The sequence below is a fragment of the Nostoc sp. PCC 9305 genome (assembly GCF_963920915.1).
Lineage (GTDB): Bacteria > Cyanobacteriota > Cyanobacteriia > Cyanobacteriales > Nostocaceae > Nostoc.
Genome location: NZ_CAWUDN010000033.1, coordinates 13,913 through 27,580 on the forward strand (window position 1 = coordinate 13,913; position 13,668 = coordinate 27,580).

Genomic DNA, 13,668 nt, shown 5'->3' on the forward strand with positions numbered 1-13,668 from the left:
TTCTGGAGAAAAGAAAGTTGTGGGGTCATAATTACGAATTACGAATTACGAATTATTTTTTGGCTTGAATCTTGTCAAACACGCCCCCATCTGCAAAGAACTTCTTATCAATTGCTTCCCAACCGCCTAAGTCTGCAACTGTACCTAAAGTTTTCAGCTTGGGAAATTTGTCTGTGACTTCCTTGGTTTGAGCTAAAGTCTCATCTACAGGACGGAATCCCAATTTGACAAACTCTTGCTGTGCTTCTGGGCTATAAAGGTATTTCACAAAACCTTCAGCAACTTCGCGGGTTCCATGCTTATCGACGTTTTTATCTACCACAGCGATCGGATTGTCGATGGATATATTCACATCGGGAACAACGTACTCAACCTTCTCGCCCTTTTGTTGTGCCAAAATAACTTCGTTTTCGTAGTTGATTAAGACATCACCCTGTCCTTGCTTGGCAAATGTATCAGTAGCTTCCCGCGCATCTTTAGGTAAGATTGGCACATTTTTGTAAACTTTAGTCACAAATTCAGTAGCTTTAGCCTCATCGCCACCTGTTTTAATTACAGAATCCCATAATGCTAAGAAATTCCACTTAGCACCACCGGAAGTTTTGGGGTTAGCAGTAATTAATTTCACACCGTCTTTGGCTAAATCTGCCCAGTTCTTGATGCCTTTAGGATTGCCGGAACGAGTTACTAATGCTGCAACTGATTTGGAGACAATACCATTGTTGGGAACTTCTTTTTCCCATCCTGGCTGAATCAATCCAGCCTTCTCAATCTTTGAGGTGTCTCCAGCTAGTGCCAAGTGAACAACATCTGCTTCCAAACCATCAATAACGGCGCGAGTTTGGGAACCAGAACCGCCATAGCTTTGCTTGAAGACGACAGTTTGATTATGATCTTTCTTCCACTGTTCTACAAACTTAGGAATAATTGCTTCGTGAGCGGCTTTGGTGACGGCAAAGGAAACCAGAGTTAATTCAACATTATCTTTGCTTGCAGCCACAGGGGTAGCACTAGCAGCAGGGGTTTCAGAGGCAGAATTGCTCCCAGTTCCACCACCAGAGCAGGCGGCAAGCGCCACACTCAATACAGTCCCTACCAAAAAGAGTGATACAAAGCCTTTGAGCGAACTTAGTCTGAACCGATACGTTCTATTGAACGCGTAGGCGTAGCCCGCCTTCGGCATCGCTTGTAATCTTTTCAGTGGGCGTTGCCACAAACTCATTCCATTTTCTCCACTAAATCTACAGATAACTGATGGGAATACAGTTATATAGTGTTTATCATACTGGATGATTCCATGTATCTAGTTGCAAATACCAAAAAACCTCACATTCTTTATCAAGGTCATGGTGATTTTACCAGTTCTGTGAGCAATTAGAAATGCTTTCAATTTCAACTAGCAAATTGCGTAGGCGCAGCTCGCCGTAGGCATCGCAATCAGCGATTTAGTACATCAAGCAACTTGCTAGGGAATAGCTAATTTTTGAGAACAGTCTGTTCTAGCTTAGACGTAGCTCGTTTTAGACATCGGTTTCGCTCAACGCAGCGCAACAAAATTAAGTAAGTTATGAATAGTATTAAAAACAAAACCCATCTAGAAATTATCTAAATGGGAAAATTATAGATGAACTACTTATTTTAACTGAATACATACAGCAGATTTCAAGTTAGTTAGGTACGCAACGATTCGTCTGTTACCCAGGCATAAAGAGTGTTTTACTCCTGAATTCTGAATTCTGTATTCTGACTTCTGCTGTATTTCAGGGGCAAACCGTCCTGAAAAACTAGTAATTCCCCTGGTTGAATTTGTGTCCAAACTTCGTTGTCAGTGAGGGGTGTGGTAGCAATGACAGCGACGCGATCGCGTTCAGTAGTCACTTCCCGAAAATCTACAGTCATGTCTTGGTCAATTAAATGGGCAGCTGCAAAGGGCGCTTGGCGAACAATGTAGCTGAGTTTAGTTGAGCAATAAGCGAAAAAGTGTTCTCCATCTGATAATAAGTAATTAAATATACCCAGTTTTGCAATTACACCAGTAATTTCTTGCAGTACAGGGTATAGTTCCTTTATGTCAGGCTTACCTTTAGGAAAGCGCGATCGCAATGTTTCTAGCATCATACAGAATGCTTTTTCACTATCGGTATCACCTACAGCTTGATAAAAGCCCAAATTTTCTGGATCGAAATCTGGCAAATTACCGTTGTGGGCAAATACCCAATACTGACCCCACAATTCTCTGCGGAAAGGATGGCAATTGTGTAGGGCAATTTCACCCTGAGTAGCTTTGCGGATATGGGCTATGACATGGGTTGAGTGGATGGGATAACTCCGCACAAACTCAGCTACCGGAGAAGCAACAGAAGGTTGAGCGTCTAAAAACATTCGACATCCCTTTCCTTCAAAGAAAGCAATGCCCCAACCATCGCGATGGTCATCCGTTTTTCCTCCCCGTGCAGAAAACCCTTCAAAAGAAAAGCAAATATCCGTTGGAACATTGCAATTCATTCCGAGCAATTGGCACATTAGCTCTCAATTTTTGACTAAGGTCTCAGGATCAAGATACTTCAGAATGCTGCATTGATTCTGGAGCGATCGCTTCAATCTTAGAATTTAATGGGGCATTGGGCATCCCTTCTCTGCGAGACGCTACGCGAACGGCTACGCTCAGGGCAAGTGGGCATTGGGCATGGGGACAAGGGGAAAGACTTGTCTCAAGTTCTCACCTCTTGTCCCCTTGTCTCCCCTGCTCTGCTGTTAAGATTTCTTAAGTAATTACGAATTACGAATTACGAATTACGAATTATCTTAAAGCATTTGCTGTAAATATTGCTCATAGCCTAATTGTTCTAGTTTTGCTTGCTTTGCAATTACTGATTCACATAGGGTTTGACGATATTGTTGCACTTTTTCTAACAATTCTGGTTGATGAGTTGCGAGGATTTGTATTGCTAAAAGACCGGCATTTTTGGCATTACCGATCGCTACTGTTGCCACAGGAATACCACCAGGCATCTGTAAAATAGAATACAAAGAATCTACACCTTGTAAGTTCCGAGTGGGTACAGGAACACCGATCACAGGAAGAGGAGTTAAAGACGCTACCATTCCAGGGAGATGGGCAGCACCACCGGCACCAGCAATAATTACCTTAATACTGCGTTGGTGTGCAAGTTGAGCATATTGCACCATACGTTCTGGGGTACGGTGAGCCGAAACGATCGCCACTTCGCTCTCAACGCCAAATTCTTCACAAACTGCGATCGCATCTTTCATAGTGGGCAAATCAGAATCGCTGCCCATAATAATACCAACTAGGGGAGTCATAATAATTCAAAATTTAAAATTCAAAATTATTTGAGCTAGCTTATGGAAGCTAGGTGATGCGGATCATCATCTCATCTATTGGCGTTATTTGAATTGATTCATTGATATTGGTTGCATCTAAAATCATATTTAGCTCTTTTCTCGTCAGTATGATGACCCAAGCAACACAAAATCCTGTAGATATTATCAATGCTAGAGTACCTGGTTACAAAGATTTGCAGATGCTCTTGATTAATCAAAAGGGCATGATTGAGCAAATCTTGCCAATGGATACAGCCGAGAAAGACATCTGTACATCTGTGATAGATGTAGGTGGCGGCTGGATTTCATTGGGTGGCGTTGATTTGCAAATTAACGGTGCTTTGGGATTGGCATTTCCTGATTTAACAGATGAAAATGCTCATCTACTCCAGAAAATAACGCAATTTTTGTGGGATGTCGGGGTAGATGGATTTTTACCGACACTTGTGACAACTTCAGTAGAAAAGATTCAGCGATCGCTTGCAGTCATTGCTAATTTTACTCCCCTCTCCGCCAACGGAGAGGGGTTGGGGGTGAGGTCATCTGCCAAGATTCTCGGAGTCCATTTAGAAGGCCCATTTTTGAATTACCAAAAGCGCGGCGCACACCCAGCAGAGTACTTGTTACCCTTAACAATTGACGAGGTAAAGCGGGTTTTGGGAGATTATGCCCACGTTGTCAAAGTCATCACCTTAGCGCCGGAGTTAGATCCCACAGGCGAAGTAATTCCATATTTGCGTTCTTTGGGAATTACCGTTAGTTTAGGACATTCTCAGGCAACATCAGCCCAAGCGCAACTCGCTTTTGAACTCGGTGCAACGATGGTAACTCATGCTTTCAATGCCATGCCACCATTGCATCACCGCGAACCAGGATTATTAGGGGCAGCAATTACTCATCCTGATGTGATGTGTGGTTTTATTGCTGATGGTGAACACGTTTCGCCCACGATGCTGCAAATATTACTTCGCGCTAGTTATGAAGAGAAAGGGCTGTTCCTTGTGAGTGATGCCCTTTCACCTCTGGGGCTACCCGATGGCGTGTATCCTTGGGACAGTCGGCAAATTGAAGTTAAAAATGGTACAGCACGACTGGCTGATGGCACTTTATCGGGGACGACTTTACCCTTATTAGTGGGAGTGCAGAATTTGGTGAAGTGGGGGATTTGTGATGTCGAGACTGCTATTTTGTTAGCTACAGATGCACCTAGACAAGCGATTGGTTTGCCTGGAATTGCCAAGAGTCAACCTGCTAATTTATTACGCTGGCATTGGAATGAAGCGGCAAAAGAACTAATTTGGCAGCGATTATTGGGCTAAATTTCGCCTCAAGGTGACACGGGAAGAAGCGTTAATTATACTCAGTAAAAATGTACATTTGTGAGATAGACATCATAAACCAATGGATATAGCTTTACTTGTTAAATTTCTCGCTCCCTGTCTGCCATTTCTGTTAAATGTGGGTAACAAAGCCGTAGAAGGGGCATCTCAGAAAGTAGGTGAGGATGTTTGGAATAAAGCCAAAGCTATTTGGGCTAAGTTACATCCCAAAATAGAGGCTAAGGAAGCAGCGAACGAAGCAGCAACGGATGTGGCGCAAAAGCCAGAAGATGAAGATTTACAAGCAAGTTTGCGAGTGCAACTCAAGAAGATTTTAGAAGCGGATACAGCACTTGCAGAGGAAATAGCTAAAATTTTGCAAGCATCGACTGACAAACCCGGAGACAATATTCAGGTCAGCGCTAATGCTTACGACCAAAGTACGGTGAAGCAAGTTGGGAAGATTGACGCAAACCAAGTGAGTTTTTAATTGAGTAGGGTGGGCAGAATACTGCCCACCCTACAAATTTTGATGTTTCGAGTTCCGAACACCAAGTTCGGAGTTCTGAACACCAAGTTTCAAGTTCCGAACGCCAAGTTTCAAGTTCCGAATGCCAAGTTCCGAGTTCCGAACACCAAGTTTCAAGTTCTGAACATCAAATTTCAAGTTCTGAATGCCAAGTTCCGAGTTCCGAACACCAAGTTTCGAGTTCTGAACATCAAATTTAAAGTTTTGAACGCCAAATTTCGAGTTCATAGTCACAATATCAAGCAAAATTTCTACCCACTATGAGCAATGGCAGAGGAATCCAGCCCCAGTAACTCGAACAATATTGAAATGAATCTCACTGCCTACGATGACAGTAAGGTAACTCAAGTAGGACAGATAAATGCAGCAGAAGTCAATATTATTGTTGACCGAATAGAACCAGTACTAGAGCGATTGCAACAAATCTCCAAAGTAGAATCGCCTGGGGTTCTCAAAGCAGGCAACCCTAACAAAAGTTTGGCTTATTGGCAGGGACGGAAAACAGAAATCGCCCAAATACAGCAATGGTTAACTGATAAAAATACCTTCCTAATTGGCATAGAAGGCATCGGTGGCACGGGTAAATCGATGCTAGCAGCTAAAATTTATGAAGAAATTGAGGGTTTCCCTAAGCGATTTTGGGCTGATGTTAGTTATGGCGCAGGTTTTAGCGATTTAGCCTGCCAAGTCCTAGATGAATTTGGCTTTCCGGTTCCAGAACAAGAAGCGCAGTTAGTGGACGCACTAGTTAAGTGTTTGCGATCTGGTCAATATTTACTCATCATTGACAACCTGGAGAGTTTATTACAGCCAGATAGACAGTGGGGAAGTCAATTCTACGGCGACTTTTTCAACGCTTGGGTGGAATATGGCGGTAATAGTAAGATAATAGTTACCACTAGGGAAAGACCAGAATTAAAAGGCTTTGAGTGGCTACCTCTGAAAGGTTTGCAAGTAGCAGAAGGGATAGGACTGTTAACAGCATTAGGCATTCGCGGGGATTTAGCAGAGTTTGTGGAATTGGTAGATGGGCATCCCCTGCTGTTGAAATTGGTCGCAGATTTGTTAAAAGAAGAATATCCCCAAGACCCGGATTTAAGACGATTGGCAGATTTAGGATTAGGAAATTTGCGGCAGTTGTTGACAGATCACCAAGTGGTAGGTGTGCATCGCCGGGAAAATGTGGGGATGGTGTTGGTGTTGGATGCCAGTTTTGAGCGATTGAGTGAATTGCAAAAAGCTTTATTGCTCAATATCAGCGTTTATCGTGGTGCTGTTGAGAGTGCAGCAGCCGTGGCGGTGTTGCCGGGAAGTTCAACAACAGAGATTGAGGGAGAATTGAGGAATCTGGTTAAGCGTTCTCTGTTGTTAGAAAAACTCAATGGTAAGCGGCAGTTTGAGTTTCAGCCAGTGGTGTTGGAGTATGTGCGGTATAAGGCTGGTAATCAGACCGAGGCGCATCAACGAGCTATCAATTACTATCTTTTGAATGTTAAACAAGAACCCTGGCAGACTAAAGAAGATATCAAGGAGTATCTAGAAATCTTTTATCACTGGCATCAACTAAAAAATGACCACTCAGCATTTGATGTACTAAACTTTTGCCATGATTTTTTGAGCTTGCGGGGTTATTACACCGATCAAGTTGACTTATGGGGACAGTTGATAGCAGTTTGGGAAAAAACTGAGGTGAGAGAAAATTGGAATTATCGGGCTGCTCTTACTCACTTGGGCAATGTTTACAACTCCTTGGGGGAATACCAACAGGCGATTGAGTGTCACCAACAGCACTTGAATATAGCTAGAGAAATAGGTGATTGCAATGCCGAAGGTGCTTCCTTGGGCAATTTAGGCAATGCTTATCTCTCACTCGGACAATACCAAAAGGCAATTGATTTTTATCAGCAGTGTTTGAAAATAGCCAGAGCAATCGGCGATCACAATAACGAAGCACGCGCCTTGGGCAATCTAGGCAATGCTTACAATTCTTTGGGGCAGTACCAACAGGCGATTGAGTTCCACAAGCAATGTTTGAATATAGTCAGAGAAATTGGCGATCGCAAAGGAGAAGGAACTGCCTTGGGCAATCTAGGCAATGCTTACAATTCTTTGGGGCAGTACCAACAGGCGATTGAGTTCCACAAGCAATGTTTGAATATAGTCAGAGAAATTGGCGATCGCAAAGGAGAAGGAACTGCCTTGGGCAATCTAGGCAATGCTTACAATTCTTTGGGGCAGTACCAACAGGCGATTGATTTTTACCAGCAGTGTTTGAAGATAGCTAGAGAAATCGGCGATCGCAATTCTGAAGGAATTACTTTTGGGGGTTTAGGCAATGCTTACAATTCTTTGGGGCAGTACCAACAGGCGATTGATTTTTACCAGCAGTGGTTGAAGATAGCTAGAGAAATCGGCGATCGCAATTCTGAAGGCAAATCTTTAATGAATTGGGGAAGTGCTTATTTGTATCAGGGACAATACCAACGGGCGATTGAGTTCTACCAGCAATCTTTAGAAATAGCTAGGGAAATAGGCGATCGCAATGGCGAAGCGATCACATGGTTTAATTTAGCTCAGGCATTAAAAAACATACATCAAGAATTAGACGCGCTGGGTGCTTATCGCAATGCCAGTGAAGTATTTCAGGCGATAGGACTTGATGCTAAAGTGCAAGATTGCAACAATGCAATTAAGCGTCTTTCTAAACCAAAAATGCCTGTAATATCTCGTCGTGGGTTTTGGGTGTGGTTGCGTCGGTTGTGGCGTTGGGTACGCAGTTGGTTTCGGCGGTAATATTGATTCACTATCTTATGGAAACGGAAATAGTCGGCTATTTTTCAACTATATGTTGCAAAAACCACTGGTCAGTCTGTTAACTATAGGATTGCTTGTGCAACCTCTTGCTGCTCACTCCCAGGCTTTAACCTATAATTACAACAATGCAAGTTTATCTCAGCAATCCTTACTAATAAGCCAATTTAGACCTGGGGCTAGTTGTGAAGCCAACGACAACTTAAGTTTGTTTGCTGAGACTTTTATTAGTGTGTGCCGAAAAGCGTTTATTAGACGGGAGTTTCCTAGCGAGTTTCTGAACTCTTATTTAGAAGACATCAAGAAAAACAAATCGGCTAGTGGTAAAAAAGCTTGGAAGTTATTGAATGATAATAGATTCAAAAAATAGCTGGAAGAACATGAGATGAAAACTGAAAGTGTAAATAAAGCAGAATCCTTCTATATTGCTATAATTCTCTACAAATCATCTTCAGATAAACCTGATTATCAACCTTTATACCAAGAAAGCTTTGTTTTAATTAAAGCCGCTTCTTTAGAGGAAGCAAAAGCAAAGGCTTTAAATTATGGTAAAGATGAAAGTGTCAGCTATACAAATGAAAATGGAGAAACTATTACTTGGTCTTTGAAGCAAGTGGTAGACGTGAATTCAGTTTTGTATGATGACTTTAATTCATCTGAGGATATTGTTGATTTATATGCTCGACATTTTCGGAACTATGAGGCTTACCAGTCATTTGAACCGTTATTATCTAAAGAGCAACTTGGAGAATAGTTATCAAACCACGCGATCGCTCTTGTCGATTCCCATCACTGAGACAAAAGCGATCGCAATTATTTTACTAGCGTTGACTGATACATTACGAATTCGGCTCTCCCAACAATACAATTGAGCATTTCAATTCTTGAATCATCTGCGTTGTCACTTCGCTGACAGCTAATCCCCCGGCTGTGCGATAACGAACGGAACGTAATACTGCTAAATCAAAGGCTTGAGCTTCCCGAATGACGACTCTAGCGACATCATCACCCCTGATTGTTTGGATATTCGTATTCACCTGTAACTGGCTTTTAGAAGCGATGTCAGACAATTGAGACACAAATCTTTCTACTCGATTTGGGGGTGATTTGCGATCGCATACGTGTAACAGCACAACTTCCGCCTGATTGACATCAGCTAAAATCTGGGCAAACCTTAAAGCACCAATGGTTTGGCGCGTTAAGTCTCCAACTGGTACAAGAATTCTTTGGATTGTCTTAGGACTGCTCAAGAGGCGTGTAACTGCAACCGGACAGTGAGAAGACCAAAACACGCTATCAATGACATTACCAAATAAGCGGGCACGTAAACCTGTTGTTCGCGACCAACCCATCACTACTAAACTAGCATTTTGTTCTCGACTGGTGCGGCTAATTGCCAAAGCTATATCATCGTCAATCCGATTTGCAGGTGAAACTTTTACATCAAATTCTTGACTGATTTCTCTAGCTAAACTTAATCTTTGCTGGCTCTGATCGAGCGCTGTTACTAATTGTGGATCGTCCATGTGAATATGTGCTTTAGTAATAGCTAATGGCACAATTTTTCCAGATTCATGACTAGCCAGAAGTGCTGCCATTTCTATTAGATAGCGTTGCGTTTGAGGATTATATATTGGTACTACTACAGTAAATGGATCTGGTTTTTGCTCTACTAGTTGAGATTCATTACTTTCCCACCAAGTTGTCAAACTATCTGTTTCAAAATCTGTCTGAGAAAGCTGTAACGAAGAAGCAAACCGTGCTGTTATTATGGGCCCCAAAATTGCAGTCACCAGCATGAGAACAATCACACTGTTTAAAACACCTTCATTGATTAAGCGTTCGCCGGCAGGATTTTTAGTTTGATATGCAACTAAGGCTGCTGCTAGTGTGGCTGCTACCTGTGGTAGTGACAACGACCACATTGTTAGCAATTCCGCCGTATTATAGCGGTATAAAAGTTTAGCTAAGAATGCCGCGATAAATTTACTGCCAATCAAAGCTACTACAATTACCACAGTCAGCCAAACTGAACTGAGAGTTCTTATAAATGCAGGAATATCAATCAATAATCCCATGTCCACAAAGAAACAAGGAATAAATAAAACACTGCCAATAAACTCAATTTTTTCTTTGACTGGGCTACGTCCTAGTACGTCATTGACTGCTAAACCTGCTAAAAAAGCACCAACAATTTTTTCAATTCCAATTACCTGCGCTCCAACAGATGCCAAAAATAATGCTAGTAATATAAACAAAAACTGGTTACTTTGTTCATCTCCAGATCGACGAAAAAACTCTTTTCCTGCCCAGTCAAAACCAAACAGAACAACAACAGAGTAAATTGCTAATCCTCCTAACAAAGTCGCTAAACTCAAGGCTGAGAATTCCCCTCCATGAATTCCCACACAAATTGCTAACACTAATAAAGCACCTGTGTCAGTAAAAATTGTTGCCCCAATTGTGACGGTTACAGCTTCATTTGTTACTACTCCCAAACGACTCACAATTGGATACGCTAAGAGTGTATGAGATGCTAGTAGAGAACCAATTAGGAAGGAGGCATTCCAACTAAAATTGAATAAACGTCCAACAGCAATGCCAGCAATTAGTGGTACTAGGAATGTCAGTATACCAAACCCAATTGAACGATTTTTAGTTTTATGGAACTGTTCTAAGTCAATTTCTAAACCTGCCACGAACATCAAATAAATCTTGCCAATATCCGAAAGTAGATTGATAGTTTCTGACTCAGGATTTAACAACTTTAGTCCATTTTGTCCTAGTACTACACCTGCTACTAACAAGCCCACTAACCCAGGTAGTCGCAATCGCTCAAATATAGGAGGTATAGTAAAGATTACTGTTAGGAGAATTGTAAATGCAACGATAGGACTGTCTGTGAGTGAGTTAAGCATCATGTGTAATAAATCAACCTAAATAGTAGATGTACTAGAAAAACACGCAATGATACTGAAATTGTTTGGATATTTCAGTTTCATTGGTTACAAATAATAAAATCTTTAACAGCGTAAATGTTGCGATCGCAGTTCAATTCTATCTTAAGGAGGTATTTTTTACATCCATAGATATAAATATCGATGAGATTTGAGGTCGCAAAAATCATGGGTATTTATTAAATAGCTATAAATAGTATTTAGCGATTATGAATTGTGAAACCATAGAAAAATAGCAGGTTTCATTGAAATAAAAAAATATTACTTAAACAATTATTGAAACGAAACAATAATGCCAACAGCTTGTGTAATGACAACATCAAATTTGGTAATAAGCTGTTCCACATTTAAATTGCATAAGCTGGGCGGGCAAGATGCCCACCCCACAAGAGTTATATTTAATTCGATTATGCACATTAGATGTTTTTTAGCTTATAACGTGAGTTCGATGAACCTCTCCCTCCCAGCCTCCCTCTCCGAAACGGGAGGAGCAACGAAAAATTCAGCTTTTTGCTCCCCTCTCCGACACGGAGAGAGGTTGGGGGAAAGGTCAAATAAGACTTGTCGAACTCACGTTAATATAGACTAATCCAAAGTAATTATATAAATATCGCGATTTGCTGATTTATTTAAAAGGAAATCGCTGTTATGGGCAAAAGGTATATCTAAAAGCCATAAAACCCAAGTTAAATTCAGTCTTTTGCTTGTTAAGCCAGTACGGCTTCAATTTTGCGCGTCTGGGCTAGAATTCGATAGCCTGAGTTACTCTATGTACGTAAGTATCCTTGCTTATCGGCCAACTATCATCTGGAAAAATCTGGAAGACCGCTCTTATGGGTTCCTATCAATGATAATTTTAAGCATTGGGAACCCCTAAAAATCGAAGTTTATGAACGCAGCCGACGACAAAACGATTGTTCGCGAGTATTTCAATTCCACAGGGTTTGACCGTTGGAAGCGAATCTACGGTGATGGCGAAGTCAACAAAGTCCAATTAGACATCCGCAATGGACACCAGCAAACTGTGGATACAGTTCTCGGTTGGCTGAAGGCTGATAACAATTTACCAGAGCTATCAATCTGTGATGCTGGCTGTGGTGTCGGTAGTCTCAGCATTCCCCTGGCAGTAGATGGTGCTAAAGTCTATGCCACCGATATTTCGGAAAAAATGGTAGAAGAAGGCAGAGATAGAGCAAAGCAAACTTTGGGAAATATCGAAAATCCTACTTTTGCCGTGCAGGATTTGGAATCGTTGAGTGGTAGCTACCATACCGTTATTTGCCTAGATGTTCTCATCCATTACCCTCAAGAAAAAGCCGATGAGATGATATCTCACCTCTGTTCTTTGGCGCAGTCGCGGATAATTCTCAGTTTTGCGCCGAAGACCTGCGCCCTGAGTATACTCAAGAAAATTGGCAGTTTCTTTCCCGGGCCAAGTAAAGCCACTCGTGCATATTTGCATCGTGAGGCTGATGTAGTGAAAATCTTGGAAAGTAATGGCTTTTCATTGCAACGACGGGCAATGACGAAGACTCGCTTCTATTTTTCTCGCCTACTGGAAGCCACACGCAATTAAGGTTAAAATCGCAGCAAAGAGATCGTAAACCTCTTGCTGCGATTTGACAATCTCAAACATGAGATATGGTAAATATTGCCGTTGGTATCAAGCTTTGTTTTTCTCTAAGATGGTCGCCCAATCCCATTGAAAAATTGAGTGCTTTGCTTTCAAATCCCCTTAAATACCATACCAATTTCTACCTCTTGTTCTGCTGGACTGTTTACAGCTTTACACTTAAACCAGCAAAATTATTCTCATCCGATTATTTTAATTGAACAGCGCGATCGCTACTCATTCATTTTATCAAACCCTTTCTACATAAGCTTTACGTCAAGTGTTTCTTGAAAGAGGGTTAGAACGTTTACCAAAGATTGCGTAGCGGCGATCGCGGATTTGTTCGTAAAAGCGATCGCCTACCCATTTCATCCCCGGTAATGCTCGATAAGCGTCTACAAATATACTTCCTGCTGGCAATAACCGCCCAATTTCTTCTGCGGCGTTACTGCCTTGCCAACGTCTCTGAGGGTCATTACCATCAATTAAAATCACCCCCTGTTCGCAACCTTGGGCTGTAATTCCCCACCTTAAAAGTGTCTGCTCATCTTGCATGGGACTGTAACGAAACAGCTTTCCTTGGTCTAAGGTTTCTAGCAATTGCACTAGGGTAACGCAGAGATTACAATTCCCGTCGTAGATTACGTAGTAATTCATAAAAATAACGGCTCTTTGGCAATTGAATTATCGGATGTGTCTAAAACACAACTTTGGTATTCTAGCTTAGAAAACTGTAGCGATCGCTTTTACCTCACCGAAACCAATCTCCAGTTCAAATATGCATAATGTCATCTAGCTTAAGTTGTAAATTTGGCAAGACATCAGAAAAAATAGTATCTCCTAAACGATATTGTTGTTGCTGGTACACACCGTTAACTAACTGACAAACGGTAAAGGTTGGTTGGTTGGGATTGCCGATAAACTGCAAGCCACCCAAGCCACGAAAATCCACAATCCAATATTCTGGGATGTTAAGAAAAGCATATTCTTCCACCTTTCTTGCATAATCGTCTTGCATTAACATAACAGGTCGATGTATTAACATAGCAAGTCGATGTATTAACATAGCAAGTCGATGTATTAACATAACAGGTC

At 41.6% G+C, this 13,668-nt stretch carries 13 protein-coding genes and 1 pseudogene; 7 read left to right on the plus strand and 7 right to left on the minus strand.

Annotated elements, in window-relative coordinates; genetic code table 11:
• Positions 1-52: 52 nt before the first annotated feature.
• The 3 genes from ACM0OX_RS14490 to purE form a co-directional block, all read right to left on the minus strand.
• Positions 53-1,222: a sulfate ABC transporter substrate-binding protein gene (locus tag ACM0OX_RS14490; RefSeq protein ID WP_414515641.1), complete on the minus strand. Its 1,170-nt coding sequence runs from the start codon at positions 1,220-1,222 to the stop codon at positions 53-55.
• Positions 1,223-1,716: 494 nt separating this feature from the next.
• The gene (locus tag ACM0OX_RS14495) at positions 1,717-2,523 is read right to left on the minus strand and encodes a class II glutamine amidotransferase (RefSeq protein ID WP_414515642.1); all 807 of its coding nucleotides are present in this window, start codon (positions 2,521-2,523) and stop codon (positions 1,717-1,719) included.
• 282 nt (positions 2,524-2,805) lie between these two features.
• Complete coding sequence (gene purE / locus ACM0OX_RS14500) at positions 2,806-3,324, minus strand: 5-(carboxyamino)imidazole ribonucleotide mutase (RefSeq protein ID WP_414515644.1); 519 nt, start codon at positions 3,322-3,324, stop codon at positions 2,806-2,808.
• 152 nt (positions 3,325-3,476) lie between these two features.
• Between purE and nagA the strand changes: the two genes are divergently transcribed.
• Positions 3,477-4,664, plus strand: a complete 1,188-nt coding sequence (gene nagA / locus ACM0OX_RS14505; protein WP_414515698.1) for an N-acetylglucosamine-6-phosphate deacetylase — start codon at positions 3,477-3,479, stop codon at positions 4,662-4,664.
• Between the two features lie 82 nt (positions 4,665-4,746).
• Entirely contained in the window at positions 4,747-5,154 is a 408-nt protein-coding gene (locus ACM0OX_RS14510; protein WP_414515645.1) for a hypothetical protein, read from the plus strand.
• A 30-nt stretch (positions 5,155-5,184) separates the two neighbouring features.
• On the opposite strand, the gene ACM0OX_RS14515 is transcribed toward ACM0OX_RS14510, so the two are convergent.
• Positions 5,185-5,421, minus strand: a complete 237-nt coding sequence (locus tag ACM0OX_RS14515; RefSeq protein ID WP_414515646.1) for a hypothetical protein — start codon at positions 5,419-5,421, stop codon at positions 5,185-5,187.
• A 39-nt stretch (positions 5,422-5,460) separates the two neighbouring features.
• Between ACM0OX_RS14515 and ACM0OX_RS14520 the strand changes: the two genes are divergently transcribed.
• From ACM0OX_RS14520 to ACM0OX_RS14535, 4 genes are read left to right on the plus strand one after another with little or no spacing between them, the layout of a single operon-like run.
• Entirely contained in the window at positions 5,461-7,986 is a 2,526-nt protein-coding gene (locus ACM0OX_RS14520; protein WP_414515647.1) for a tetratricopeptide repeat protein, read from the plus strand.
• Between the two features lie 52 nt (positions 7,987-8,038).
• On the plus strand, positions 8,039-8,374 hold the full coding sequence (locus tag ACM0OX_RS14525) for a hypothetical protein (protein WP_414515648.1): 336 nt from the start codon (positions 8,039-8,041) through the stop codon (positions 8,372-8,374).
• Between the two features lie 15 nt (positions 8,375-8,389).
• Positions 8,390-8,758 carry a DUF4288 domain-containing protein gene (locus ACM0OX_RS14530; protein WP_414515649.1) on the plus strand — a complete coding sequence of 123 codons (369 nt, stop codon included), beginning with the start codon at positions 8,390-8,392 and terminating at the stop codon, positions 8,756-8,758.
• On the plus strand, positions 8,748-8,876 hold the full coding sequence (locus tag ACM0OX_RS14535) for a hypothetical protein (protein WP_414515650.1): 129 nt from the start codon (positions 8,748-8,750) through the stop codon (positions 8,874-8,876). Before ACM0OX_RS14530 ends, ACM0OX_RS14535 begins: the two co-directional genes overlap by 11 nt.
• Here ACM0OX_RS14535 and ACM0OX_RS14540 read toward each other — a convergent pair.
• Entirely contained in the window at positions 8,844-10,925 is a 2,082-nt protein-coding gene (locus tag ACM0OX_RS14540) for a cation:proton antiporter (RefSeq protein ID WP_414515651.1), read from the minus strand. The genes ACM0OX_RS14535 and ACM0OX_RS14540 overlap by 33 nt on opposite strands.
• Before the next feature lie 925 nt (positions 10,926-11,850).
• Here ACM0OX_RS14540 and bchM point away from each other — a divergent pair.
• Positions 11,851-12,537 (plus strand): magnesium protoporphyrin IX methyltransferase, encoded by a 687-nt coding sequence (gene bchM / locus ACM0OX_RS14545; protein WP_414515652.1) that lies wholly within the window; start codon positions 11,851-11,853, stop codon positions 12,535-12,537.
• A gap of 312 nt (positions 12,538-12,849) precedes the next feature.
• Here the strand turns inward: bchM and ACM0OX_RS14550 are convergent, their stop codons facing one another.
• Together ACM0OX_RS14550 and ACM0OX_RS14555 are read right to left on the minus strand one after the other, a co-directional pair.
• Positions 12,850-13,230, minus strand: coding sequence for a thiol-disulfide oxidoreductase DCC family protein (locus ACM0OX_RS14550; RefSeq protein ID WP_414515654.1), 381 nt, complete (start codon positions 13,228-13,230; stop codon positions 12,850-12,852).
• Positions 13,231-13,345: 115 nt separating this feature from the next.
• A pseudogene (locus tag ACM0OX_RS14555) lies at positions 13,346-13,588 on the minus strand (Uma2 family endonuclease); the annotation flags it as partial.
• Positions 13,589-13,668: the final 80 nt, after the last annotated feature.

Excerpts from the sequence above, each read along its gene's own strand:
- ACM0OX_RS14490 (WP_414515641.1), bottom strand. The coding sequence starts at position 1,222 with ATGAGTTTGTGGCAACGCCCACTGAAAAGATTACAAGCGATGCCGAAG.
- ACM0OX_RS14495 (WP_414515642.1), bottom strand. The coding sequence starts at position 2,523 with ATGTGCCAATTGCTCGGAATGAATTGCAATGTTCCAACGGATATTTGC.
- purE (WP_414515644.1), bottom strand. The coding sequence starts at position 3,324 with ATGACTCCCCTAGTTGGTATTATTATGGGCAGCGATTCTGATTTGCCC.
- nagA (WP_414515698.1), top strand. The coding sequence starts at position 3,477 with ATGACCCAAGCAACACAAAATCCTGTAGATATTATCAATGCTAGAGTA.
- ACM0OX_RS14510 (WP_414515645.1), top strand. The coding sequence starts at position 4,747 with ATGGATATAGCTTTACTTGTTAAATTTCTCGCTCCCTGTCTGCCATTT.
- ACM0OX_RS14515 (WP_414515646.1), bottom strand. The coding sequence starts at position 5,421 with ATGAACTCGAAATTTGGCGTTCAAAACTTTAAATTTGATGTTCAGAAC.
- ACM0OX_RS14520 (WP_414515647.1), top strand. The coding sequence starts at position 5,461 with ATGGCAGAGGAATCCAGCCCCAGTAACTCGAACAATATTGAAATGAAT.
- ACM0OX_RS14525 (WP_414515648.1), top strand. The coding sequence starts at position 8,039 with ATGTTGCAAAAACCACTGGTCAGTCTGTTAACTATAGGATTGCTTGTG.
- ACM0OX_RS14530 (WP_414515649.1), top strand. The coding sequence starts at position 8,390 with ATGAAAACTGAAAGTGTAAATAAAGCAGAATCCTTCTATATTGCTATA.
- ACM0OX_RS14540 (WP_414515651.1), bottom strand. The coding sequence starts at position 10,925 with ATGATGCTTAACTCACTCACAGACAGTCCTATCGTTGCATTTACAATT.
- bchM (WP_414515652.1), top strand. The coding sequence starts at position 11,851 with ATGAACGCAGCCGACGACAAAACGATTGTTCGCGAGTATTTCAATTCC.
- ACM0OX_RS14550 (WP_414515654.1), bottom strand. The coding sequence starts at position 13,230 with ATGAATTACTACGTAATCTACGACGGGAATTGTAATCTCTGCGTTACC.